Origin of the sequence: Roseibium sp. SCP15 (genome assembly GCF_040329435.1) — a bacterium.
Classification (GTDB): domain Bacteria; phylum Pseudomonadota; class Alphaproteobacteria; order Rhizobiales; family Stappiaceae; genus Roseibium.
This window is the reverse complement of the sequence record NZ_JBDZYI010000003.1, coordinates 221,631-245,790: the sequence shown is the minus strand read 5'-3', so window position 1 is coordinate 245,790 and position 24,160 is coordinate 221,631. Positions and strand designations below refer to the sequence as shown.

The 24,160-nt window shown below is 54.1% G+C and carries 28 protein-coding genes; 15 read left to right on the top strand and 13 right to left on the bottom strand.

Annotation, left to right across the window (positions count from 1 at the left end):
• Positions 1-76 precede the first annotated feature (76 nt).
• The gene (locus ABLO27_RS14970) at positions 77-1,078 is read left to right on the top strand and encodes a hypothetical protein (RefSeq protein ID WP_353033745.1); all 1,002 of its coding nucleotides are present in this window, start codon (positions 77-79) and stop codon (positions 1,076-1,078) included.
• Positions 1,079-1,088: 10 nt separating this feature from the next.
• Here the strand turns inward: ABLO27_RS14970 and ABLO27_RS14965 are convergent, their stop codons facing one another.
• The 5 genes from ABLO27_RS14965 to ABLO27_RS14945 all read right to left on the bottom strand — a co-directional run bounded on the left by ABLO27_RS14965 (position 1,089) and on the right by ABLO27_RS14945 (position 4,244).
• A complete protein-coding gene (locus ABLO27_RS14965; RefSeq protein ID WP_353033744.1) occupies positions 1,089-1,673 on the bottom strand; it encodes a YceI family protein in 585 nt (194 codons plus the stop codon).
• A 206-nt stretch (positions 1,674-1,879) separates the two neighbouring features.
• Positions 1,880-2,260 (bottom strand): VOC family protein, encoded by a 381-nt coding sequence (locus ABLO27_RS14960; RefSeq protein WP_353033743.1) that lies wholly within the window; start codon positions 2,258-2,260, stop codon positions 1,880-1,882.
• Between the two features lie 15 nt (positions 2,261-2,275).
• Positions 2,276-2,830, bottom strand: a complete 555-nt coding sequence (locus tag ABLO27_RS14955) for a thioredoxin family protein (RefSeq protein WP_353033742.1) — start codon at positions 2,828-2,830, stop codon at positions 2,276-2,278.
• A 65-nt stretch (positions 2,831-2,895) separates the two neighbouring features.
• The gene (locus tag ABLO27_RS14950) at positions 2,896-3,906 is read right to left on the bottom strand and encodes a zinc-binding alcohol dehydrogenase family protein (protein WP_353033741.1); all 1,011 of its coding nucleotides are present in this window, start codon (positions 3,904-3,906) and stop codon (positions 2,896-2,898) included.
• A gap of 47 nt (positions 3,907-3,953) precedes the next feature.
• Positions 3,954-4,244, bottom strand: coding sequence for a putative quinol monooxygenase (locus ABLO27_RS14945; protein ID WP_353033740.1), 291 nt, complete (start codon positions 4,242-4,244; stop codon positions 3,954-3,956).
• A gap of 98 nt (positions 4,245-4,342) precedes the next feature.
• On the opposite strand from ABLO27_RS14945, the gene ABLO27_RS14940 reads away from it, so the two are divergent.
• Positions 4,343-5,233 (top strand): LysR family transcriptional regulator, encoded by an 891-nt coding sequence (locus ABLO27_RS14940; protein WP_353033739.1) that lies wholly within the window; start codon positions 4,343-4,345, stop codon positions 5,231-5,233.
• A gap of 521 nt (positions 5,234-5,754) precedes the next feature.
• On the opposite strand, the gene ABLO27_RS14935 is transcribed toward ABLO27_RS14940, so the two are convergent.
• Positions 5,755-6,015: a hypothetical protein gene (locus ABLO27_RS14935; RefSeq protein WP_353033738.1), complete on the bottom strand. Its 261-nt coding sequence runs from the start codon at positions 6,013-6,015 to the stop codon at positions 5,755-5,757.
• Positions 6,016-6,207: 192 nt separating this feature from the next.
• Between ABLO27_RS14935 and ABLO27_RS14930 the strand changes: the two genes are divergently transcribed.
• Entirely contained in the window at positions 6,208-6,612 is a 405-nt protein-coding gene (locus ABLO27_RS14930; protein WP_353033737.1) for an AprI/Inh family metalloprotease inhibitor, read from the top strand.
• 36 nt (positions 6,613-6,648) lie between these two features.
• Here the strand turns inward: ABLO27_RS14930 and ABLO27_RS14925 are convergent, their stop codons facing one another.
• Positions 6,649-7,140: a hypothetical protein gene (locus tag ABLO27_RS14925; protein ID WP_353033736.1), complete on the bottom strand. Its 492-nt coding sequence runs from the start codon at positions 7,138-7,140 to the stop codon at positions 6,649-6,651.
• A 714-nt stretch (positions 7,141-7,854) separates the two neighbouring features.
• On the opposite strand from ABLO27_RS14925, the gene ABLO27_RS14920 reads away from it, so the two are divergent.
• The 9 genes from ABLO27_RS14920 (at position 7,855) to ABLO27_RS14880 (ending at position 17,123) form a co-directional block, all read left to right on the top strand.
• Positions 7,855-8,169, top strand: a complete 315-nt coding sequence (locus tag ABLO27_RS14920) for a hypothetical protein (protein WP_353033735.1) — start codon at positions 7,855-7,857, stop codon at positions 8,167-8,169.
• Positions 8,170-10,101: 1,932 nt separating this feature from the next.
• Entirely contained in the window at positions 10,102-10,287 is a 186-nt protein-coding gene (locus ABLO27_RS14915) for a hypothetical protein (RefSeq protein WP_353033734.1), read from the top strand.
• A 16-nt stretch (positions 10,288-10,303) separates the two neighbouring features.
• Positions 10,304-10,636 carry a hypothetical protein gene (locus ABLO27_RS14910; protein ID WP_353033733.1) on the top strand — a complete coding sequence of 111 codons (333 nt, stop codon included), beginning with the start codon at positions 10,304-10,306 and terminating at the stop codon, positions 10,634-10,636.
• A 980-nt stretch (positions 10,637-11,616) separates the two neighbouring features.
• The gene (locus tag ABLO27_RS14905; RefSeq protein WP_353033732.1) at positions 11,617-12,018 is read left to right on the top strand and encodes a hypothetical protein; all 402 of its coding nucleotides are present in this window, start codon (positions 11,617-11,619) and stop codon (positions 12,016-12,018) included.
• Between the two features lie 115 nt (positions 12,019-12,133).
• A complete protein-coding gene (locus ABLO27_RS14900) occupies positions 12,134-12,511 on the top strand; it encodes a hypothetical protein (protein WP_353033731.1) in 378 nt (125 codons plus the stop codon).
• Between the two features lie 68 nt (positions 12,512-12,579).
• The gene (locus ABLO27_RS14895; protein ID WP_353035031.1) at positions 12,580-13,305 is read left to right on the top strand and encodes a response regulator transcription factor; all 726 of its coding nucleotides are present in this window, start codon (positions 12,580-12,582) and stop codon (positions 13,303-13,305) included.
• Positions 13,272-14,894 carry a sensor histidine kinase gene (locus ABLO27_RS14890; RefSeq protein ID WP_353033730.1) on the top strand — a complete coding sequence of 541 codons (1,623 nt, stop codon included), beginning with the start codon at positions 13,272-13,274 and terminating at the stop codon, positions 14,892-14,894. The genes ABLO27_RS14895 and ABLO27_RS14890 overlap by 34 nt, the downstream gene beginning before the upstream one ends.
• A gap of 526 nt (positions 14,895-15,420) precedes the next feature.
• Positions 15,421-16,551, top strand: coding sequence for a type III PLP-dependent enzyme (locus ABLO27_RS14885; protein WP_353033729.1), 1,131 nt, complete (start codon positions 15,421-15,423; stop codon positions 16,549-16,551).
• A gap of 11 nt (positions 16,552-16,562) precedes the next feature.
• Positions 16,563-17,123 carry a GNAT family N-acetyltransferase gene (locus tag ABLO27_RS14880; protein WP_353033728.1) on the top strand — a complete coding sequence of 187 codons (561 nt, stop codon included), beginning with the start codon at positions 16,563-16,565 and terminating at the stop codon, positions 17,121-17,123.
• 54 nt (positions 17,124-17,177) lie between these two features.
• On the opposite strand, the gene ABLO27_RS14875 is transcribed toward ABLO27_RS14880, so the two are convergent.
• Positions 17,178-18,251: a hypothetical protein gene (locus tag ABLO27_RS14875; protein WP_353033727.1), complete on the bottom strand. Its 1,074-nt coding sequence runs from the start codon at positions 18,249-18,251 to the stop codon at positions 17,178-17,180.
• On the opposite strand from ABLO27_RS14875, the gene ABLO27_RS14870 reads away from it, so the two are divergent.
• Positions 18,250-19,635 (top strand): homospermidine synthase, encoded by a 1,386-nt coding sequence (locus ABLO27_RS14870; protein WP_353033726.1) that lies wholly within the window; start codon positions 18,250-18,252, stop codon positions 19,633-19,635. The two genes, ABLO27_RS14875 and ABLO27_RS14870, sit on opposite strands and share 2 nt — an antisense overlap.
• A gap of 306 nt (positions 19,636-19,941) precedes the next feature.
• Positions 19,942-20,280, top strand: a complete 339-nt coding sequence (locus ABLO27_RS14865) for a hypothetical protein (RefSeq protein WP_353033725.1) — start codon at positions 19,942-19,944, stop codon at positions 20,278-20,280.
• A gap of 121 nt (positions 20,281-20,401) precedes the next feature.
• On the opposite strand, the gene ABLO27_RS14860 is transcribed toward ABLO27_RS14865, so the two are convergent.
• A complete protein-coding gene (locus ABLO27_RS14860) occupies positions 20,402-20,794 on the bottom strand; it encodes a DM13 domain-containing protein (RefSeq protein ID WP_353033724.1) in 393 nt (130 codons plus the stop codon).
• Between the two features lie 410 nt (positions 20,795-21,204).
• Between ABLO27_RS14860 and ABLO27_RS14855 the strand changes: the two genes are divergently transcribed.
• Positions 21,205-22,332: a helix-turn-helix transcriptional regulator gene (locus ABLO27_RS14855; RefSeq protein WP_353033723.1), complete on the top strand. Its 1,128-nt coding sequence runs from the start codon at positions 21,205-21,207 to the stop codon at positions 22,330-22,332.
• Positions 22,333-22,618: 286 nt separating this feature from the next.
• On the opposite strand, the gene ABLO27_RS14850 is transcribed toward ABLO27_RS14855, so the two are convergent.
• The 4 genes from ABLO27_RS14850 to ABLO27_RS14835 all read right to left on the bottom strand — a co-directional run bounded on the left by ABLO27_RS14850 (position 22,619) and on the right by ABLO27_RS14835 (position 24,135).
• The gene (locus ABLO27_RS14850; protein ID WP_353033722.1) at positions 22,619-22,798 is read right to left on the bottom strand and encodes a hypothetical protein; all 180 of its coding nucleotides are present in this window, start codon (positions 22,796-22,798) and stop codon (positions 22,619-22,621) included.
• Positions 22,799-23,203 carry a curlin gene (locus ABLO27_RS14845; RefSeq protein WP_353033721.1) on the bottom strand — a complete coding sequence of 135 codons (405 nt, stop codon included), beginning with the start codon at positions 23,201-23,203 and terminating at the stop codon, positions 22,799-22,801.
• Positions 23,204-23,244: 41 nt separating this feature from the next.
• Positions 23,245-23,631 (bottom strand): curli-like amyloid fiber formation chaperone CsgH, encoded by a 387-nt coding sequence (csgH, locus tag ABLO27_RS14840; protein ID WP_353033720.1) that lies wholly within the window; start codon positions 23,629-23,631, stop codon positions 23,245-23,247.
• Positions 23,632-23,700: 69 nt separating this feature from the next.
• Positions 23,701-24,135, bottom strand: a complete 435-nt coding sequence (locus tag ABLO27_RS14835) for a curlin (protein WP_353033719.1) — start codon at positions 24,133-24,135, stop codon at positions 23,701-23,703.
• Positions 24,136-24,160 lie beyond the last annotated feature (25 nt).

Sequence of the window (24,160 nt, the reverse complement as noted above, 5' to 3'; positions counted from 1 at the left end):
GTCTTTCGCGATTGGTGTTACAGGAATCTCAAGGAATTTCGCCGATGGTACTTCCAGTTTTTTCTAGGGGGACCTTATGGCCAAACCGGGACTTGAAGACTTTGTGGCCGCCAGGATTAACAGCGGTCAGGTCAGTGAAGAAGACGTTGTCACGTTGCGTCGATACATTTACGGCGACATGGCCGTAACCCTGGAAGAAGGAGCTGCACTGTTCAGCTTGAACAATGCGAAGCTGACCTTCGCAGGGACCTGGTTCGAGCTTTTTCCCGAAGCAATCGCTGACATTCTGGTGCACCAGGCTCAGCCAAAAGGCTATGTCTCGGCGGAAAATGCGGACTGGCTAATCCGTCAGATCAACGCGGACGGGCACATCTGCTCCAGAACGGAGCTTGATGCTGTCCTGCATGTTCTTGAAAAGGCACGGGAAGCGCCCGCGCATCTTGAACAGTTTGCTCTGCGGGCTGTTGCCCACTCCGTCGTTTCAGGGCAGGGGGCAACCCGCTCAGGTTCGGAACTGAAGCCGGGTGTGATCGCCGAGGGTGAAGTAGAGCTGCTGCGCCGGGTGCTCTATGCCGGCGCCGGTTGCGGCGGTGTCGCCATTTCAAAGGCGGAGGCAGAGGTTCTCTTTGATCTGAACGATGCAACCGCTGAAGCGGAAAATCACCCTGCCTGGTCGGAGCTTTTCTCGAAAGCGGTCGCCAACCATCTGATGGCAATGTCAGGCTTCACACCACCGCCGCGTGAAGTTGCTCTTGTACGTGAGAACTGGCTGGAGCAACCAGGCGGATTTGAAGGCGGGCTTGGCGGTTTCTTCAAGCGGATGATCTCCGGTGGCACAAGCGCCATCAGGGATGCCTATGCAGACAGTGACAATCCGTATGCGGCCCGCAATGTGGCAATGCAGGCGGAGATCGCTGTGAATGAGGTGGTAACCGAGGATGAAGCAGGCTGGCTGGTGAACCGGATCGGCCGTGATGGCGTTCTGCATGAAAACGAAAAGGCCTTGCTGCGGTTCATCCGCGAGGAAAGTCCGAATATTCATCCGGCACTGCAACCGTTGATGGACAAGGTTGCCTGAGCGGGGAGTTTTATTCCACGCGCATGGCTTCAGTTTCCAGGATCAGCTGAACGTCATCCCCGACGAAGCCGTTTTCAACGGCATAGGTCATCCCGTAGGCACTGCGTTTCACGGTGCCTCGGGCGCTGATGCCGAGCGTGAAACGGCCGTGCCCGAAGGGGTAGTTGGCAGCCTTGTTCAAGGTGACGTCCAGCGTCAGCGGATGGCTTTGGCCGAGCAGGTTCAACTCACCCTCGACCGTTCCTGTGGTTTCACTCGTGGGCGTGCCGCTCGTGGCGGTGAAGGTCATCACCGGAAACGCTTCAACGTTTAGAAAATCCTTGCTGCGAACATGTCCGTCACGCGCCTTGTTGAAGCTTTCGACGCTGGCGGTCTGAACCGTGATGATCACGTCCGACAGATCCTGCGTTTCCATGTCGTAGGTGAAGCCGCCTTCAAAGGTCAGGAACAGGCCCAGAGTGTCTGCATACCCAAGATGATCGACCATGAAGGCGATGGTGGTGTGTTCCGGGTCCAGCTCGTAGCGGTGCGGTTCGGCGAGAGCCGGGGACCCGACGAGCATCGTAACTGCTGCACCTGCAATTATACGGTTCATGATCTGCCTCGCGAAAAATGATCTGCGCCTGTCCGCTTTGCGCCTGGATGTAACCGCTTATGCTAGTTGTATCAGGCGCTTGCGGTGAAGCTAGCGCGCTGCAGGCTCTAGACAATGGCGATTTTCATCACTCAGGAAAAACAAAGCGTGAGGGGCCGGAAGCCATCGCCCGGGTACGGATCGAACTGAACTGCCGTCAACTAAGGTCATTCATCCCTGAAGAAATCGACATGGATGTGGTTTCCATCCGGGTCCCAGACGTTGATCGCGACAGTGTTGGTCGCCTCGATCTCGCTTTTGCGATATTTTTCGCCCCGTTCGATCAGCGTTTCTTCAAAGGCTTTCGCGCCTGTGGCACGGAAGGCGAAGTGCTCCAGCTTCAGTTCAACTTCCGAACCGACCGGATCGGCTCCGTCCCTGCCCACAAGGTGGACGTAGGCAGTGTCACCAAGATAAAGCCAGGCGCCCGGGAACGAGAAGGGAGGTCTGAAACCCACCTTCAAACCCAGGACCTGTGTGTACCATTCAATCAGCTCGTCGAGCCGGGAGGTTCGGATGTTGACGTGATCAAACTTCTGGATCTGCATATCGTTCCCTGGTCCTCAAGCTTTCCATTTGATCGAGCAGCCGATTGAAGGAACCTGTTCTTCAGGCCCTCGACCAGTTTCAGAGATCAGCTTCATTGCCTCGAACAAATCGCGGCGCAGTTCCGCCGGGCTCGCATTCATCCGTGTTGCGTCAAGGCGGCCACGATACTGAAGACCGAGATCCTTGTTGAAGCCGAAGAAGTCCGGAGTGCAAACGGCATCATAGCTGCGGGCAACTTCCTGTTCCGCGTCGTGCAGATAAGGGAAGGGGAAGTCATGCTTCTCGGCCATCAGCTGCATGTTTTCAAAATTGTCTTGCGGGTAGGCAACGTGATCGTTGGAGCAGATTGCCACAACGCCGATCCCGAGTGCCTTCATGTCATGGGCATCGCGAACGATCTTGTCCATGACCGCCAGAACGAAAGGGCAGTGGTTGCAGATAAACATCACCAGAGTGCTGTTTTCACCGGCAATGTCCGGCAAGCTGTGGTGCCTGCCATCTGTGCCCGGTAACGTGAAATGGGGTGCTTGCCAGTCGAAATCGCATACGGGCGGGTTCAAGGCGGCCATGAGAAAGACTTTCCTTTGGGGCGGCAGGAAACAGGCAGCCGGAGAAACGGCTGCCCTTTTTCGGATCAGTATCCTTCCAGGACAACTTTACCCTTTGCCGTCCCGGTTTCAATAAGCGCATGCGCCTTGCGCATGTTTTCCGCATTGATGGGGGTGAGCACTGTGTCGAGCGTGGTGCGGATGCGGCCGGCGTCAATTTCCTCGCCGACGTAGTTCAGCAACTTGTGCTGTTCGATCATATCCGGCGTCTGGTGCATGGCGCGGGCGAACATGAACTCCCAGTGGAGGCTGGCAGCCTTCATTTTCATCACGTCCATCGGCATCGGCTGGTCGGTGTTGTCGATGGTCACGATGCCACCTTCCGGGCGGATCAGTTCAACCGCTATGGTCCAGTGGCGCATGTCGTTAAAAATCGCGATGTGATCGACAAACTTGTATCCGAGTGCCCGTACCTGGGTGATCATGTCTTCACGGTGGTTGACGACGTCATCGGCTCCAAGCTCGCGCACCCACGCGCTGGTTTCCGGACGGGACGCGGTTGCGATGACTTTCAGTCCCGCGGCCTTGGCAAGCTGAATACCAATGGAACCGACGCCGCCGCCGGCACCGATGATCAGGATGCTTTCGCCCTTGTTGCCGCCGTCGCGGTCAATCCCGAGCCTGTCGAAAAAGGACTCGTATGCCGTCAACGTAGTCAGGGGCAGGGCGGCGGCTTCAGCGAAACTCAGCGTCGACGGCTTTTTGCCGACAATGCGTTCATCGACGAGCTGATATTCTGAGTTGGAACCGGAGCGGGTGATGTCTCCGGCGTAGTAAACTTCGTCGCCGGGCTGAAACAGCGTCACGTCGGGACCGACAGCTTCGACAATTCCCGACGCGTCCCAACCGAGGACACGCGGAGCCTCCTCGACCTGGTCCTTCGGTGCGCGGACCTTGGTGTCGACCGGGTTGACCGACACGGCCTTCACGGCGACCAGGATATCCCGGCCTTGTGGCGTCGGCCTGGGCAGATCCACGTCCAGAAAGGAGTTGGGGTCATCGATTGGCAGATAATGGGTCAGTGCAACGGCTTTCATGGCCTTCTGTTTCCTCTTTTGAATTCGAGAACGGATTGTTGGACGGCTCAGCCGATGACGGTCATTTCGTTCAGTGTGAACTCGGCAACAGCGCCTTCAGTCGCTTCCATGTAAGCGGCCAGATGCGGTGCATTCATATGGGTCTGCCACAGTTCGCGGCTTTCCCAGTTTTCGTAGAACATGAAGTGTGCCGGGTTGTCGTTGTCCTGATGCAGATCGTAATTCAGGCAGCCTTCTTCAGCGCGGGTTATGTCGATCAACTTCAGCAGTTCGGACTTCACGAGCTCGATCTGGTCCGGGTTGGCCTTGATGTTGGCGACGATGGTGAGTTTGGACATTGGTTTGTCTCCTTGAATTGTCGTGAGGCAAATCTAGTCACTTGAAAATCTCGAATAAACAGCAAGAATACGAATGAACAATCCGGATTTTCCGAATAATGCTGCTCGACAATATTTCCCTGTTTTTGCTCATCGTTGAAAAGGGCAGCCTGGTGGCCGCGGGGCGGGAAGCTGGTCTGTCGCCGACAACCGTTTCTGAGCGTCTGGCAGCGCTTGAGGCCTATTACGGCGTCGTCCTGCTCAACCGGACCACACGGTCGATCAGCCTGACCGAAGAAGGCCGCACACTGGTTGAGGGGGCCAAGCTGGTGCTGGGGGAGGTGGAGGACCTCGACACACGGATCCGCTTCGGTGCAGAAAAACTGTCCGGGCCGATCCGGATCAGTACACCCAAGGACCTTGGCCGCAACATCGTGTCCCATGCCATCGCAAGTTTTCTGGAGGACCATCCGGCCATTTCCATCGATCTTCATCTGTCGGACGGGTATGTGGACATCGTTGGAATGGGGATTGATCTGGCCGTCCGCTTTGGCCTGATCAACGACAGCACGTTGCGGGTCAGGCAATTGCCGTCAAAACGCCGGATTCTCTGCGCTGCGCCAAGCTATCTGGAACGGTACGGGACGCCGAAAACGCCGGCGGACCTGAAAGATCACAACTGCCTGGTGATGCGCTTTGGACAGAACATCGACAATGTGTGGCGCTTCGGCGCAACGGCCGCCAAGCAGATCGTCACGGTGCGCGGCAATCTCATTGCCAATGATGGCGCACTGGTTCGCCAGTGGTGCCTGGAGGGGCGAGGGATCATTCTGAAATCGGAATTTGATGTGGGCGAGGACATCCGCGCCGGACGTCTGGTCGAACTTCTCGCCGACCACGCTTCACCGCCGGTGCCGCTGCAACTGCTCTTCCCGCCCAGCCGTGCCCAGCCAAGACGGGTGCGCGCCTTCGCGGATCATCTGTTCAAGGTTTTCGGGGAGGCCGGATGAGCAGAATTTTGGTCGGGAAGGGAGAAAACCCGTTCAGTTGGTTCTGCCGGGTTTAAGAAGCCCGGCTTCGAATTCCTCAACAAGAGACAGCGGAAAGCAATAAAGCTCTCCAATTCTGAAATGTGGGATCTCCCCTTTCTCGCATTTTTCGTGAAGTGAAGAGGTCGTGCAGCCCCATCGGCTTGCGAGTTGCACAAGTGTCAGATCCATGTGCGCTGCAGGAACGAGTTTGCCATTTCGATCAAGGTTTGAAGCCAAACTCACCTTCCATCCAATTCTGGGCTGAAGTACGTTCTGAAAGTGACTGAATTTATTGAAATTCATCCCGCGAGCTGCCGTTTAACAGCTCGCGGGACGTCTGAAAATTTTTGATCAGCAACGAGGAAACTAAAGCACGTGACGTTGGGAAAGGTAAATGAAATCTTACCATTAAGGTTAAGGTTGCGATTATCCCGCATTTGACGAAATCCCGAATGGATGTGCGGGAGATGCGGTTCTTACGTTTGGTCAAACATCACTTTTCACGGGGCAGGGGGAGGACTGAAAATCGTGTCGATTGCCTCAAACATGGTCTTGTAGACACCGATTTCCTCCTTCGCGAAATCACCATGCGGCACAGCCTTCTTCGCTTCGTTGATCAGATCCGCCTTGATGGCTTCAAGATCCACGTCCGTATCGACAGCACGAATTGACAGTTCCTTGTGTAACCGAGCTGCTATGCCGGCGTAAGCGACGATGGCCGTCACCATGTGCGTCGGTTCTTCAGGTATCTTGATTTTCATGCTTGCTAATTCCCGGTCCGTTGAAGAGCGCCGCTTGCAGCCGTGTTTTCTCAGGTCACCTTCAGCATATCAATTCAAAAACGCGCCAGGGTTCTCGCGAAACTTTGTCCACGTGCGCTTAATGGTTGCAATTGCCATCATGCTTTGCTGCAATTGATGGCAATCGACAATGCACGGCGACCGGTGGCCATCATGAGATTTGGATTTGCTTCTGTTCCTTTGATCTTGCTGCTTCTTGCTGCCTGCAACACCACGTCCACCGGTCCTGGAGTATCTCCCTCTCCGGGGGATCAGGATCAGCCCGTCGAGTATGGCATCGTGGGGGAATGGAGCCTCAAGGCAACCGACAGTGTCGTGTCGTGTCGCATAAAGGTTTCAGGCAACAACGATGACCAGGAAGGCAATGCCACGGACTACGGCTGTATCGGCATGGATGATTTCTTCATGATCAGGCGCTGGAAGCGTGACCGTGGAACCATTGAATTTTTCCGCCTGGCGGATGACAAGCCCGTTGCCAGCGTCTACCGGGTCAACCGTGATGAGTTCCGCGGAGAGCTGTTGCCGAAAGGCCGGGAAATTGTCCTGACAAGACGGTAGTCGGGTAGTCACGGGGCAAATATCTTTGCCTTGGTTTCAAGAAGTCCAGCCGGGGTCGCTGAGGATCGCGTCGGACAGCCTGCGCTGAATGTCGCAACATCTGTTGAGCAGGTCGGCAAGCTGCCTCTCGTTGGAAAAATGCGGTTTTGGATGGGTCAGATGCTCGCCGTCTACGCCTTGTTGCGTCAGGCAATGGTTCGCCAGAGCGCTCCAGACATCACCGCCGACGGCCTTTTGCCTTCGCCTCTTCGCATACGTTATCAGCTCGGCCATCTGGTACGTGAGGGAAACATGAAAGAAGATTTCGCGATCACCCTCAACCCGCGTGTTGCGAAAGAACCGCTCCCCCTTGAAGTACTTGAAGTCCCAACCGGTGTCCGCCACGACGCGTTTGATAATGTCTAGTGGAAGATACGGCGCATTGGCGTCGTCGGGAAAGCCTTGAACCAGACCGTAATAGAGATTGCCGATGTCGAGTTCACAGGCGTGTTTCCTGACGATCTCACTCAGCACAAGATCTTCCGGCAAGGCTTTCCTCCGTTTTGCAAATGCAGGCCTGATCCATCATCACCATTGGGGCAGCGTATACAAGCGTTGGAAAGCGCGGTAGGTCGGTTCGTCTTCGATTGAGAGGCCCAAGAAAAGAAGGCGGTCCAACGTCCTGAACCACTTTTCGAAATCGGGTCAAGAAACTGCGCGAAGCCAAATGCAAGGTTGTTGAGGTTGCCACCAATCGTCACTGATCTGACGGCGATAACCTGCTTGATATGGTGCTGGATGCTTATGACTAGCTGGCAGGCAATAAGGCTGCGACCGGTGGATTAGGTGGGTCGCAGAAAGAAAAAGAACTCGCTGAGATTGAAAAAGCTCGCCTGATCTGGACTAGTACTCAATATGCAACCAATGCATTTGCAGTGCTGGAGCCGATGGGTTGGACCCAGCATTTGATGACCAAATACAAACTGGGGATGTCGGGTAGCGCGGCTGGAAATCCAAAGAAAAGGTTGAGAGCCAGCAAATGATTGCATGAAAGATTTTATAGCCAAATTGGAAGAAGAAAAGGAGCACTTCGAGAGCTTTGTGCATGACTACCAAATGGGGCGAATAGCCAAGAAAAGCGGCCAAGAATGGGTTGGGTAGACACGACAGAGAGAAACTTAGCTTTTTACAAGTGCCTTATCGAAACTCAATCGGAAACAATCGAAAGATTAAAAAATTGATCTGATTCGTAGGGAGGGGTGAGTGGAAGTTTTTATACCTGCAATAACAATGGTGTCATTTTTCGTATTGGGAGTTTTGATAGGTTTTAATTTGAAAGATAAGAGCGGAATTATTGTAAAGATATTACTTCTTTTTTCTGTACCTGTTTTTCTAGTATTGTTATTTCTTCTAATTTTCTTCTACGTGGCAATGTTATTTGGGTCGCTAACCACTGGAGGAATTCTTGCCATTTTTTCAGGTCCAGTTTTGTTTCTGGGTTCTCCAATAATCGCTCTGGTTTCTATTTTTGTTGGTGGCTCTATGGGGGCAGCTATCAAAAAACAGGTTAGACACTAAGGAGCGACGGCATGCCGCACGTGCCTAAAAACCGGGGGAAGTCACGCTCGGAATAGTCGGATCTGTGAAGTTCAGAGAGACAAGTTGTTGGAGCGTGGTGGAACGACGATGTTCGTTGGTACAACTTCGCTGAAGTCGGGGATGGTAAACCGTTTGTGTCAGATTTCTTTCGACATCTATTCCGAACTGCGATTGCTGAGCACCTGAACAATGGAAATAACTCACAAGGAACCAAAATCTATCGGATGAAAAAGTTCTTCTCTTACTTCGGTCTCGTTTTCTTCTTGTTTGCTTTCGTGTTGATACTAACGTCGGGGGATATAGGAGCCGGGATAACAGGTGCAGTAATGGCTGCTCTGTTTTTAACTCTATTTGGCTACGTAATAGATTTTACAATTGATATGAAATACAGATTTTTAGATTGGATGGAGGGGCAACGATCGAAGAAAACTGAGGCAAAAAAATCTAGAAAATTGTAGCAAACACTGTAGCGAGAATCTGTTTGAATATATGTGGTTCATCACCCTGCGGAAGCTGCCGGGGGCAAGCCAAGCGTTACTTCCTCAGGGCCGTAATTTCCGCATCAATAGTGACCATATTAGCAGCGATCGCGGCCCACTATTTTCTCACAGCTAAAATCAGATGATTGTGATGTTTGGTTTTTGATTGGGATTGGAAAAATTTCGGAAGTTAGAACAATTGTTGAGGAGCCCATAGCTTTGCCTAAAGAACTACTTTTCTGGTTGCTAGAATTTGCCCCTTACTTTGTGTTCGTGATTGGATTGCTGGGTGGAGCAACCGCTCCAACGGGTCGTCTTAGTGGTGGACTAAAGCTCTTTGCGTTTTTCAGTTTGCCGCCGACACTTTGCGCGTTATTTAATCTGACTTTAACGCTCATTCCTGGGCGAAGCGGGCCTAACATGCTTGGAATTTTGAGCTTCGCTACTGGACCTCTGTTTTTCTTGCTTAGTCCGCTGGTTTTTTATAGCGGTTGGTTCATTGCCCGAGTGATCAGGAATTCGACATCGGAAGACTACTATTGAGGAGCCGGCGAAGGTGCCGGATTTGAACGCAACCAGTAGTGAACCTGACAAGGTGAAGAAAGAAAATCGCTATCTGAAGGATCGCGTAGAGAAAAGTTGGTTTGCTCGTTTCGTTGATGTTCTGGAACATTTGGTGTCTTGGGCTCGATAACAGAAGTACAGCAAAAGCTCCGGTATTTTATCTGTGACTCATAAGGAGCTGTTATATGATCTTCCGAGTAATAATTCTGTTTCTATTGTTTACTGCACAAGCATATGCGGATCACTCAACTTCGGAAGCCGAAGCACTTAAATTGGCTGTTCAACTATACGCGTCGATAGAGAAAGCAGAAGCGCTTGGAGAACAGTCAGAGCAGACTTTTCATCGCAAGATGGATTTCATCCGATTGAGTTCTCAGATACATGAGAGCATTTCAGCATATCAAAACGCGTTGGCCAGCGATTTACTCTTTCGCTCAGAGAAATCTTCCTCGAAACGAAGTTTCCTTGAAGCATACTACTCTTGCGTAAAGCTTGCGCAGGTCGTCGCACAGCACACGTTCGAATTGGGAGTCCAGGGGGAGTCGCGGGTTAAGCTGCCAACATTGAACACTGCGCCGAGATGCCCTTGTCGGAGCAGGCTTGGATTAGCCACCAGCCGTGGTGGGTGTAGATTCTAATTGGTTGTTCAACTTAGAAAGCCGGTGTGAGTCATAAGGAGCGGTGGCGACTGGGTCTGATAATAAAAATTTGGCTACCACTCACTGCATTGGCCACGTGTGTTGCTTACATCCGAGAAGATGCGCGACATTTTTATTTGGGTCTGTGGGGCATTGCAGTTCTGGTTTTGGTGCTTGCTACCCAGAAATTTCTTCGAAAAGGAAACCGTGACTAATAAGGAGCTCTAGAAGTGGATGAGAAAGACCAAAAAGAGCTAACAGTTGCTTTCTGGGTCGGCATAATCCTCTTTACATCTGTGGTCTTTTATTGCCTTGCCGTTATCTTCGTTGCAGAACCTTACGGGAATTATTTCGGCTCTTTAATTGTCTTCTCGTTGTGGCTACTCGCTTTGGCAAAAATTCTCAAACACCCATGACTCATAAGGAGCCAGTGTGATCGAGCGAAAGTTGGTTTCTTTTGAACTATTTAGGCAACTCGTAAAGTGGCTTGAAGCAAACGAAGCCTTAATTGCCGAAATGGATGAATACAAACGAAATCCATTAGATTGGTCGCGCCAAAAGACGAGGCGCATTTGTTTTAAGGTCGAATTCGAAGCTCGCAGATACCTTGATGTGGCTAAAAGGTTTCAAGAGAGCAACATTGATAAAGATAAATTCGCTATAGCCTTAGGAGTCGTTGCTTATGACTACATACATTCGGACGGTCAAATCACCCATCAGAAAACGATGAGAAGGGGATTTAAGCGCTTAAAATCTTCCCAATAGAGGTGCAAACAAAGGAGCCTGACTTGAAGGGAAAAGAGCAACCGTTGTCCTTCTTTTTACTGTTCGGCTTTCTATCCGTTGCCAGTTGGGTGATGTATTTTTTTGTGGCTGATGCTCAAAACTATCGTTCTGATAAGCTTCTTTTCGCTTCAATAGTCGTATCAGCGTATTTTGTGTTTAAGGTTCTTTCTAAGCTGTACAGAAAACTGGAAAGGAAAGATGGGAGTGACCGAATATGGTGATTGGAAAATCTGTTCATTTTTGAAGAGTGTAATTACCTAAATGTGACTCATAAGGAGTCGAAGGTGCGTAAACTGGCGGGATTTCTTTTTCTGTCGGCAGCGGCTGTGTGGTTCGTTTTCGTAAATGGAATGAAGTTTTTGGAATTGCTTCAGCAGCTGTGACTCATAGGGAGGCGATGCATCGTTCGCATCTTCAATAGTGACAATTTTCAATACGCAAAGAATTGAACTTTGATGAACTACAAAGAAATAATTTCAATTTGGTGGAGCATGTTTTGGCGGTTTTGTATTGTCTGGACAGTGCTTTCAATAGCAATAAACTTCGTGTTTCTCTCGTTTTTACCAAGTCCGAATCCTGACGAGTTGCAAGAACTATTGCAGCTTTTTGAGTTTTTTGAGAGCTCACTATTTTTTACAGCGTCAACCTGGCTGTTAGAATTGATGCTTACGGTTTTAGTGTCCTTTTGGGCGCTTCGGGCGAGCTTAAAAAAACACCATCTGCGGAAGAAGTTGTCCTAATACTTTTCAAAAAGAACGTGATCGTGGAGGAGCCGAAATGCATGTTTCCATGGTGATTTCAGCAATAATTGTGGCCATCGGCATGGTGAGTGCTGCGTATGTTCATGCCTACAATGACCCTGTGAACACTTGCGTGAGAGACGCGCAAGTTCGTGAACCTGGAAAGCAGCTGCCGGGATTTGGCTGGGAACTATGTTTGCCAAGTTAGGAGCAAGGTTCATGAGAGTTCCAAGCGTAGCCTCTTCGGTAGTTTATTGCTTTGTTGTAAGCGTAACCATTTTGGGTTTTGTTGCTTTTGAATTTTGGCTGAAGCCAAATTTTAGTGATATCATAGAAATAGCAGCTATTTGTGCTTTGGTACTTCTCTTCTTATTCTTCAATGTTATACTTCTTGCGCTAATACCCTTTGTGTTTTTGGTGCATATATTAAACGCATTTTCATGCAGAGGGGTGCTGAACTATGTACCGTCTGGTGTTCTCGCAGCTATCTTCTCACCGGTGGTCTTGGGCGTGTTGCAGAGCGCCTCAGCCAAAGAAACCAGAGTGTTGATTGTAGCTGGTTGCCTCGGCGGTCTTTCATCATGGCTAATCGCTTTGCCATTCTTGCAGAAAGATATTTGACGAAAGGCGGGTTCGAGCTCCATCTCTCGGTATCACTCCTACAGCCTCCCCATTTGCACAAAATCTGCAAAAGTCGTGACCAGATCCTGCAACCGGATGGATCAGAAAAGCTGTCATGACTTATTCGACGCTTTTCAAAACCAAATCCGTTGCTCGGCTGTTTGCTGCCATTCTGCCTTCCGCCGTTCTTGTCACCATGACGAGCCCCAGCGCTGCAGCGCCGATCGGAGCAGAGGCAGGTCAGGCATTGGCCGCTCCCGCTGAGGTTGCCTTTGCTTCCCTTTTTCTGAATTGCTGTTCAAACCTTGGTTCGGAGGCGGCGATCGGGTTGCTTCTGCTGCTTGCGGTCGGATTGTGGGTCAGGATCCTGCCTCGGAACCTCTTCCGGAAACCGGACACCAGGCTGACAAATTCGAGATGCAAGACTGAGGTGCTTTTGGATACTTCCCTGCCGCGCAGTTTGCGGCGGGATGGCTGGTGGCTGGAAAGCTAGGCGCAGCTCAGGTATTTCTTTTGCTCCGGCAAACGCTTGCCGGAACCATTCTTTCAGGACCGACGACATTGCAGACGAAAACCATTCTTGTTGTTGATGATGACCCCCACATCCGCGAAGTGATCTGTTTCGCGCTTCAAAAAGCGTCTTACGGTTGTGAGGTTGCCACCAATGGCAAGGAAGCGCTGGACAAGGTGACGCTCTGCGATCCGGCCCTGATCGTGCTGGATATCGGTCTGCCGGAAATGGACGGTCTTGAAGTGTGCAAGCATTTGCGCAGGACATCTGATGTTCCGGTGCTTTTCCTGTCCGCGCGTGATGACGAGATCGACCGGATCGTCGGTCTGGAAATCGGTGCCGACGATTATGTAACGAAGCCCTTCAGTCCCCGGGAGCTGATCGCAAGGGTTGGCGCCATTCTGAAGCGCTATAGCGCACCGGTCCAGGACCCGTCGCTCAACAACGGTGCTAGCCTGAAATATGGCGTTGTAGAATTGGTGAAAGAGGAAAGGCTGGTTCAGGTTGACGAACGCCCGGTGACGCTCACTGCCATTGAATTCGACATTCTGGCAGCGCTGCTCAGCCGGCCGAAGATCGTGTTCACGCGGGAGCAGATACTTGAAAAGGCCTACAAGGACAACATTCACGTTTCCGACCGAACGATAGACAGCCACATCCGCAACATTCGCGCAAAACTGGGCGCAGTTGGGTGCGCAAGTGCCATTGATACGGTCCACGGTGTCGGGTTCCGGTTGGGCGCATGCCAGATCGATCCGGATGCATCGACCGGATGATGCGGCTTTCTCCGTCTTTCAGGGACAGATGGCGCCCGCCGCTCAGTGTGATCGTTGCGATGGTTCTTTGCATCATGCTGCTGGTGCCGCTCGGAGGCGTCGTCTTTTTCCGGGTTTATGAGAACCAGCTCATCCAGACCACCGAAGCTGAACTGATTGCCCAGTCGGCCGCCATCGCCGCCACTGCAGCAGAACAGCTGAAAACAATTGATCCCGAAAACCTGCCGCTTGGACCGTCGGCGCAGCCGCCGCAGACACAGTATTCCTACCTGCTGACGACGATTGGCGAGTGGTCGCCGCAAACTTCGATGCTGGATCTCAACAAGACACCGATCCTGCCGGCACGGCCCGACGCGAGGGAAACGGGTGAAGACGTTCATCCCGTTCTGGAGGAGGTCGGCAGGCAGCTGGCTCCGATCCTGGTGAACACCCAGAAACTGACCTTGGCCGGATTTCGCGTCTTGGACGCAAATGGCGTCGTTGTGTCCGGGCGCGGAGAGGTCGGTCTTTCCCTGGCGCATGTCGATGAGGTCAGGAAAGCGCTTGGCGGACGGTATGCAAGTGCGTTGCGCGAACGGATCGTGGACAATCCGCAGCCGATCTATTCCATCAGCCGGGGAACGGCGGTCCGGGTGTTTACCGCCTTGCCCATTGTGGTTGAGGGTCGGGTTGCCGGCGTTGTTTACGCTTCGCGCACACCCAGCAACATCTTGAAAGAGATGTTCCTGCAGCGCGAGACGGTGCTCTGGATGCTCGCCTTCGTGTTGGGCGCAACCTTTGTTGTCGGCTTCATCTTCGTGCGTGCGATCTCAGGGCCGATCAGAGCGCTGACTGCCCGTTCTCTGAAGATCGGCAGCGGAGACAGGGCAGCGCTGAAACCGCTTACCATCCACGGAAACCGGGAAATCCATGCCCTTTCGACCAGCATGCTGGATATGTCGCGCAAGCTGTTTGACCGCAACGACTACATCAACACCTTTGCCAATCATGTCACGCATGAGCTGAAGTCGCCTCTGACGTCCATTCAGGGGGCTGCCGAGCTGCTTCTGGACGGCGGGGAGGAGTTGACTGAAGCCGAGCGGTCGAAGTTCCTTGAGAATATACTGAGCGACACCGCGCGTGCTTCGCTGCTGTTGAACCGATTGAGGGCGCTGGCCCGCGCCGAGAGCGTCGACATCGGCGGGGCCTGCCATCTGGCACCGGTGCTTGGTCAGATCAAGGGCCGCATCGATGGTTTGAGTGTTTCCTGGAACAAGGATTGCGAGCTGCCACTGTCCGAAGAGAACGCGCGGATCGTGTTCGAGAACCTGATCGAGAATTCAAGGAACCATGGCGCCAGCAAGGTCGAGGTTGTCGTTTCGGGGGGCGGGGAAAGCCTGACGGTCACCGTGAACGATGACGGCGAGGGGGTTTCGCCGGGAAATGCCGAACATGTCTTCGATCTGTTTTTCACCACACGCCGGGAAAGCGGCGGCACGGGCATGGGGCTCGGCATCATTCAGGCTCTGCTTCAGGCGCATGACGCGACCATCCGGTTGGCTCCGGGGCACGGTGGAGGCGCCAGCTTCGAAATCACCTTCAACAGGTGAGAGGGCCATCAGCGGGTGCGAAATCGCCGAACCTGAAAAAAATCAAGTCAGGCAAAGATTTTCTCTTGCGCCCGATCGCAAACGGGCGCATATAGCGCTCGCCCAAATTCGCACGTGCCCGAGGTCGTTCATGGGATGCATTCCAACGAACATCTCTTAAGGGGCTGCTGCCACAAACACCGCCAAGGGGCGGGTAGCAGATCCGTACGGCTTAAAGCAACGACGTAAGAGGGCTTTTTTGGTCTCTGCCGGGGTTTCCAACCTCCGGCGTCACTGAAGAGGCACTTGTTACATCCTTGCCCGACGTGCGGCTCGGTATCTCCGATCCAATCAACGGCATTCCCGACGCGGGAAAGCGTTGCGCTGTTTGTCAGCTGCAATCGCCCAACCGTCGCTGCAGTCAACCCGGCCTCCGGTTCCATCCCGGGGGAGGCCCGGTGCGTATTGCAGCACCCTGCGACGTGAACTGCAGCGCGCCAGCCAAAGGAAAGCGCACCTGCAGCCAGATTTGAGAGGGGTGATCCCCATGAGCGAACGTATCCGCGACTTTCTGCGACGACGCGACGAAGATGGTCCGTGTGTCGTTGTCGACCTCGACATCGTGCGTGACAATTTCCGTGCTTTTGCCCGGTCACTGCCGGACACTTCTGTCTACTACGCGGTGAAGGCCAATCCTGCGCCCGAAATCCTGACCCTTCTGGAAAGCCTTGGCTCGTCCTTCGACTGTGCGTCCGTCGGCGAAATCGAAATGGTTCTGGCAACCGGTGCAACAGCCGACCGCATTTCCTATGGCAACACCATCAAGAAGGAGAGGGACATTGCGCGTGCCTTTGAATATGGCGTCCGGCTCTTCGCGGTCGACTGCGTCGAAGAAGTTGAAAAAATCGCCCGTGTCGCTCCAGGCTCAAAAGTCTTCTGCCGTGTCCTGTGCGACGGCGTTGGAGCAGAATGGCCGCTCTCCCGCAAGTTCGGCTGCGACCCCGCGATGGCGTCCGACGTCCTTGAACACGCCCACCGGCTCGGCCTCGAAGCCTATGGCGTCTCCTTCCATGTCGGTTCCCAGCAAGCCAACCTGCAAGCCTGGGATCTCGCTCTCGCCATGGCGGCAGGCGTCTTCAAGGAAATGGCGCTCCGCGGCATCGACCTGAAAATGGTCAACATGGGTGGTGGCTTTCCGACCCGCTACCTGAAAGACGTGCCGGGTGTTCCCAGCTACGGTGAGGCGATCTTCCGCGCGCTGAGCAAACACTTCGGCAACCGCCTGCCGTCCACGATCGTTGAGCCAGGCCGTGGCATGGTTGGCAATGCGGGGGTGATCGAAGCCGAAGTGGTTCTGATTTCCCGCAAATCTGACGAAGACGAAGTCCGCTGGGTCTATCTCGACATCGGCAAGTTCCACGGCCTTGCCGAAACGATGGACGAAGCGATCCGCTATCCGATCCGAACGCCGAAAGACGGCGATACGACGACGCCTTGCGTCTTGGCCGGGCCGACCTGCGACAGTGTCGATGTGCTTTACGAAAAGACGCCTTACGAGCTGCCGGTCAGTCTGTCCATTGGCGACAAGGTCCTGATCGAAGCCTGCGGTGCCTATACGACCACTTATTCCTCTGTCGGCTTCAACGGTTTCGCGCCGCTGGCGTCCTTCGTTATCTGAGGCGACAAGCCGTGATTACGATTGTCGATGAGGCGCCGGAGCATTTCGGTGCTCGGGAGAGGCTGCTCGACCTCTGCTTCGGGGAAGAACGGTTTGCAAAAACGTCCGAGCGGGTGCGCGAAGGCCGGTTACCCGTGTTTGCTTTCTCCGCTCTGGACGAGACCGGCTCTTTGGCCGGTACGGTGCGGCTGTGGTCTGTGGTGGACCGCAAGGGGTCTCATAGCCTGTTGCTCGGACCACTCGCCGTTGCTCCGCGTCATCAAGGCAGGCAGGTGGGTGATCGTCTGATGCGTCATGCGCTGGCGCAGGCGGCTGCTTACGGGCATGGATCGGTCATTCTGGTCGGAGACCTGTCCTATTATGAACGGTTCGGGTTTTCAGCGAACCTGCTGGACGGGATCGTGCTGCCGGGACCTGTCGATGTGGAACGGTTTCTCGCATTGGAACTGGTCGTGGGAGCGCTTGCAGGTCTCAGCGGAGAGCTGACTGCCGCCGGGACGGTCGATCCGGTTCATTCTCTTGCCATGCCGGTGCGCAGATCTTTCCTGTCAAACTCAGCCCGGGGCGCGTAGTTCGGCAAGAAACCTCAAGTAAACACTTGAAATTTGGCGCAAAACCGGTCACAGCTAATCGAAGGCGCAATTAGTGCGCTTCTGTGCAAGGGGCGATGTCCGATTTGCGAACCCTGACCTGATTTGCAGGGAGCGTTGGAATGTCGCCTCCAGAACGACTGGAGTTTGGAAGATGACCGACGAGAGCAACGGCGGCGAGCCAAAGAAGACGACCCGGAAGACCTCCCGCAAGCCAGCCAGCAGAACCGCCGCAAAGCCGGCTGCCACACGCAAGCCCGCGACCAGGGCTTCGAGCGCAAAGTCGCGTACGGCGAGCAAGCCTGCCGCAGCCAAGCCGGCTGCAGCAAAGTCCACCGCGTCAAAGACCTCAGCCGCGAAACCGTCGGCGTCCAAGCCATCTGCCACGAAACAGACTTCCAAACCGGCGTCAACCAAAAGACCCGCAGCGCGGGTAAGTTCCACAAAAACCGCCACGGCGAAAGCACCGACTGATGCTTCGACAAAGGCAGCGCCAAGCAGGGCCGGGGCCAAGCCCGCCGCCGCAAAGCCCGCTGCAACGAAATCGGCAGCCAAGCCTGTTGCCACGAAATCTGCTGCAACGAAACCGGCCGCAGCAACAAAGGCTGCTGCTGCCAAGTCCAGAAGCGCCAAGCCAGCTGCCACGAAACCTGCCGCGACAAAAGCAGCTGCCGCCAATTCAGCGCCGACAAAATCTGCTTCTGCCAAATCGAGAAGTGCAGCAAAAGCGCCGGCTGCGAAACCGACAGCCTCCAAACCTGCTGCTGCAAAGCCAGCGGCTGCCAAGTCGCTCTCGACAAGATCGGCCGCGGCAAAATCGGGTGCGAGCAAACCAGCGACAGCCAAGCCGGCTGCGGCAAAGCCTGCTGCAAGCAAACCAGCCGCAAGCAAGCGCGCAGCACCTGCGCGAGCTGCTGCGAAGCCAGCATCCGGGAAACCTGTCGCCGCAAAACCCGCAGCATCAAAACCTGCAACAACCAAACCGGTAGCCGCAAAGCCGTCGGCGACGAAAGCACCTGCACGAAAGGCTCCTGCAAGGAAGCCCACCTCGAAAGCAACCGAAGCTGTCAAATATCCGATCCACGGTACGATTACCGGTCCTTTGGTCATGATCGGACTTGGTTCGATCGGCAAAGGAACGTTGCCGTTGATCGAGCGGCATTTCAATTTCGACAAGAACCGTTTCACCGTGATCGACCCTGTCGATACGGATGCCAAGCTGGTCACGGACCGGGGCTACAAGTTTCAGAAAGTCGCGCTGACACCGGAGAACTACAAGGACGTTCTGACTTCGCTGCTTTCGGAAGGTGAAGGGCAGGGGTTTGTCGTCAACCTGTCGGTCGATACGTCTTCGCTCGACCTGATGAAGCATTGCCGAAAGCTTGGTGCGCTTTACATCGACACGGTGGTTGAACCATGGCCAGGGTTCTATTTTGACGACAACGCCAGTGCTGCTGACAGAACGAATTACGCGCTGCGTGAAACCGTCCGTAGGGAAAAGAAGAAAAAGCCTGGCGGCACGACAGCCGTTTCGTGCTGCGGTGCCAACCCGGGCATGGTGTCCTGGTTCGTGAAAAAGGCCCTTGTCGATATCGCAACCGATACCGGAATGGAATTCAAGGAGCCCACAAGCCGCAAGGGCTGGGCGAAGTTGATGAAGAAGGCCGGTGTCAAGGGCATCCATATTGCCGAGCGGGACACGCAGCGTGCCAAGGAACCGAAGCCGCCCAACACCTTCTGGAACACCTGGTCGGTTGAAGGGTTTCTTTCCGAAGGTTTCCAGCCTGCCGAGCTTGGGTGGGGAACGCACGAGACCTGGAAACCGAAAAACGCCAAGAGCCACAAGAAAGGCTGCAACGCTGCGATTTATCTGGAGCAGCCAGGTGCCAACACTCGGGTTCGCACCTGGTGCCCGACTCCCGGACCGCAATTCGGCTTCCTGGTGACACACAATGAATCGATCTCGATTGCCGATTACTTCACTCTCGAGAACGGCAAAAAACTGTCCTATCGGCCAACCTGTCACTATGCCTACCATCCGGCCAATGATGCGGTCCTGTCGCTGCACGAGCTTTTCGGTGCCGCCGGCAAGGTTCAGGAAACGTTGCATGTCCTTGAGGAAAACGAGATCCAGGACGGTGTCGACGAGCTTGGTGTGCTGCTCTACGGGCACGCCAAGAACGCCTACTGGTACGGTTCACAACTGTCGGTGGATGAAACGCGCAAACTGGCGCCTTACCAGAATGCCACAGGCCTGCAGGTAACTTCCGCGGTCATTGCCGGCATGGTCTGGGCTCTGGAAAATCCGGAAGAAGGAATCGTTGAGACCGACGAGATGGATTACAAGCGTTGCCTTGAAATCCAGATGCCGTATCTTGGTCCGGTCAAAGGCTACTACACCGACTGGACACCGCTCGATGGCCGTCCCGGGTTCTACAGGGAAGACTTCGACAAGAAGGATCCGTGGCAATTCCGGAATATTCTGGTGCGTTGAACTTCGCGCAAGCTACGATCAGAAGCCCCGGACAAAAGTCCGGGGTTTTTATTTGAGCTTATGACATTGCACGGAGAGACGAGATTTCGCGCGGACCTGTCTTCTGAGCTGGTCGCCCTTGTACGAACAACTGCCTATTCTTAAAAATTTTTTAGGTCTGGAATGTGACACAATTCCTACCTACCTAAGTCCAGCCGCTGAGCAAAACCTCTTCAAATCAGCGACATATGCCGACGGCCTCGGACCGTTTCCCCGGCTTCGGTGAGCATGATCTGTAACAATCTGGACGTTTCAGGATTTCTTGTGATGAGCATTCTGTTCGATGCAAGCTTGCTGCTGCTGGACGCGGCTGTGTTTTCGGTGACCGTTTTGGGCTATTTCATTGTCTCGCGGTTTTTTCAGTCGGAAAGGCGAAGCGGGCTCATGAAAGGTGATGGCGTTGCATTCGTGATTGCCGGCGCACTCTTTGCCGTCTTCACGGTCAGCTATATCGAGATTTTCAGTTTGGCCTTCCGTCTGCCTTTTTCTGCTTACACCGACCTGGCAATTGGCCTGTCTGCGGTCGCCGCAGCGATTGCGGTAGCCTTTGGCGCGTCGAAGTTCATCTTGAGACGTCGGGCAGTGGTGCCATTGGAGACGTCCTGACGCTCCAGGCAATTGTCTCAAGCGAGACATGCCCCGGCCAAATAACCGGGGCAACTCTGCGGAATGTCACCATTTTCCGGAGGGGCGTCGGGAAATGGCGCGTTTCCAACCGGAGAAGGTGCTAGTTGCCGAGCTTGGCCACGCCGAGCGGCACATTGAATTTCCGGCACCAGATATAGATTTCATTGTAGTCGGATACGTTCACACCGTTTTTGACCCGATAGCTTTGTTTGCCTTTCAGGTTTTTCAGTGCACCAAGGTCGGTTCCTGCATCATATTTCCCGTTCCGGCCCAGACCGACCCGCGCGTCAGGGGCTCCGTCGAGGCTGAAGTCATTGAACAGGACGACGGAACTTGACGTCAGCTCGGCTTTGCCGGTCGTAACATGATTGCTGAGACCCGAAAACTTGCCGGTTCGACCCTTGCTTCCTGCCCAGGCCGTAGCGCTGCCGGCCAGCACGGAGGCAGCTGCAAATCCAGCGGCCAGGTTCAAGATTTGTCTGCGGTTCTGCATAAATTGCTTCCTTCCTAAGAGGTGCCCGACGGTTCCTCTTGGCTTTCACTCAAGTGCCGGTTGGCGAACGGGCGATAGGACTAACGTCTGTGTGCGAAGAATGACCCGGAATTTCCGGATTTGAGTAGTCACAAGTTGGCGAGAGAAAGTTGACTGCAGCATCCCTTGCTTTTGGTGAACCGCTCTCCATTCAAACCGGTTGGCTTTTTTACTATCGCGATTGCAAGGATCACCTGTTTCGGTAGCGGAAGATTGGGGACGGAGTAGATTTCGTCGAGAAGTCTCGACTGTTACTTCAGGAGAAGTTTATGCAACGACGAAGCGTTAAGCTGTTGCTGGTATTGATTGTCTTGATTTCTTGAAGAGCCAACTCTAGCTAAATAGCGAAACATCATTCGGCAGGGGGCAGAATGACGGTTGATCACAAGAAGCTGAACACGGCCATCGAGCAGTTTTATGAAGCCGCAGTGACACCTGAACTTTGGCAGGGTGCGATGCAGACAGCGACCGACGCGCTGAATGCAAAAAGCTGTCACTTCTTTTCTCAGAGTTTTACCGATGAGCGTGACGATCTCTTCGTGACCGTTCGCATCGATCCCGAATTTCACCGGGAATATCTGGATGTCTATGCTGAACTGGATGTCCGTTTTCCCAGGATCTTTTATGGTCCCGTGGGAAAGGTGCTGCATGGGGACATGCTCTGGACCGAAGACGAACGTCTGGTTAGCCCGGTTTATCACGAGAGTCTGCTTCCCTATGAACTGTATGAGGTCACAGGCGGTCAGCTGGCGATGCCTGACCGATTGAGTTGGCTCGGATTTTCCCTTTATGACGAGGAACCGTGGACGCAGGAGCAACTATCTGCCCAGCAACACCTGTTGGGGCATGCGCGTCAGGCGCTGAGAATTCATCTTGAACTGTCCGAAGCTCGATCCCGCGCGGGTTCGCTTGGCACGGTTTTCTCCCGCAAGGGCATGGGAGTGATCCTGGTGACGCCCAAGGGAAAAATCGTCTTTGCCAATTCCGAAGCCGAGCGCATGCAGAAACTCGGACTGTTCACGATGACAAACCAAAATCTCATCTTTCGGGATTCAGAGCTGAATTTCCGCTTTGCGACGGCGCTGTCCTCGCTCGGGTCAGATGCTATCGGGCACCTTTCCATGGGGCCTCAGGAAGGTGTGGCGCTTGCAGACCTCACCGGACAGCAGATCGGCGTCAGATTTTTACCTATGCTTGGCGGGGTGGATGGACACGGTAGTGCGCTCGCGGTCACATTCGTTGAGATGGACACCGGCTCGGCACCCGGTGCAGAGGAGATCAAGAAGTTTGCCGGGCTGTTTGGATTGACCTTGAGCGAAGAACTTGTCCTGTCTGCTCTCACATCCGGTCAGGAGCTTTCGAACCATAGCCGCGTGCGCGGGATTGCCGTTGATACCACGCGAAAGCATCTGAAGAGCGTGTTGGCGAAAACCAATTGCTCCTCGCAAAAAGACCTGTTGCGTCTGGTGGAGCGGTTTTGCTTCTTCAAGATGCGCTAGTTGACCAGCAGGTTTCAGAAGACATAAAAAGCGCCGCCGCAAATGCGGCAGCGCCTAAGCACACTATATTTTGAGTAAGGTTTTCAGAGCTTTGGCAATCCAATCGAATCCGGATGCCTAGGCTCCAATATACATAAAGTATTCGCTTGTCCGCTGCGATGCTTTGCCCATTTGTCGATCAGAGCGGACATTGGTTCTGCAACCCTGCTCACAATCTCAAGATGATTTTCCAGGCAAGGCTATATTCAACCGGTCCGAATTCGCGCCCCCCAGATGGGGGGTGTCGTTAGGGAAGTGCGATTCTCCTGAGGCGTTCGGATGTCTGTGCGGGTGCGGAGAGAAACAGCCATCGGGACAAGAATGTTCCCTTGCTGCGGCTGTCGGGCTGGAACTGGTTGAGCTGAGTGCGGAGCCCGGCAAGACCGGGCCTGGCACTGTGCGGCATGGTTTCAACGAAGGAACGCATTTACCAACCGAACTGGAATGTCGTGCCTGTCTGGCCATGGCCATTTTGTACGACATGTCCGTTAGTATTGCGGCCGAACTGAAAGAGGCCATATGCGTTGTTGTTTCCATTTTGCCGGATCGTTCCATTGTGACCATTTCCGTCCTGAACGACGATGCCCTGGTTGCCGAAGCCGTTTTGCAGAATGCCAGCGGCATTTCCGAAGCCGTTCTGCTTGATGCCGCCTTGCTTGCTCATGTCATTGGCAATGGCGGCGGCAAAGAGCCCGGCGCGCATCAACTGATTCTGTTCGGCATTCTGCGGGTTCAGGGTGAAGCTGAAGGAGCCGCCTGCCAGAGCGGGCGTTGCGGTTAGTGTGCCAAGCGCGGCGGCTGCGATCATCATACGTTTGACAGTCAGTTTCATTGGTTCTTCCTCAGGGAAAAAATTCAGGTTGGCAGCTCAATTCAGATCCGGTCGCCGATCAGCACGCTGCATTCATGGGTTTCCCCATCCAGCTCGAATTTCAGGCGAGCGTCGTAGACGCCATCCTTGCCGAGTACGACGCGACCGGTTTCTGCCTTGCCGTTGTTACCGATTTCAAAGGCGCCGCCCTGGCTTGTTGAGGTGGACCCTGCTGCGCTGCCACCTTTCACGGTGAAGCGGTACTCGCCTTGCTGCCCATGAGTTCCGTTGGCAATTCCCGTGAGGGCGATGGATCCACGAGCGGTTTGCGAGGTGATGATGCAGGCATTTCCGGTTTCATGGGCCTGGGTGGCATCCGTTGCGTAGTAGGTGACGCCGAAGGCTGCGATCAGCGCGGCGAGACCGGCGGCTTTGATATTGGTCTTCATGGTTTCCTCCTTGGGGCCCCTCGGTGGCCATTTGATCAGGCCACCGAAGTCCGGGGAGCGGGTGGGGAATTAAGGGCAGGTCTGGACAAATGCGGCGACATTGTCCGAGCCGGTCTGGTTCACCGATGCATCGCAGCCGTGACCAACCTGGACACCGGCTGCAATATTGCCATTGCCGTCCTGGGTCATGATTGCATTGTGGTTGGTGCCGAACTGGCCAACGCCGGCTGAATTGCCAAAGCCGTTCTGCCAGGTGTCAGCGAAATGGTGCGCTCCGGTCTGACCGACAGCAGCTGTGTTGTGGTTGCCAAACTGCTTGGCAATGGCCTCGTTGGCATGACCATCCTGGAAAACGCCGATCAGGTTGTTGAAGCCTTCCTGGCTTCCACCGGTAACGTGACCGAAACCGAACTGCTCGATGTTGATACCGTTTGCAAATGCGGGCAGGGCAGCTGCGGAAAGGAAAAGGGCTGCAGTCGTGCCAAGAACAACTTTGCGGAACATTTCTGACTTCCTCCTGTCGGTGCGG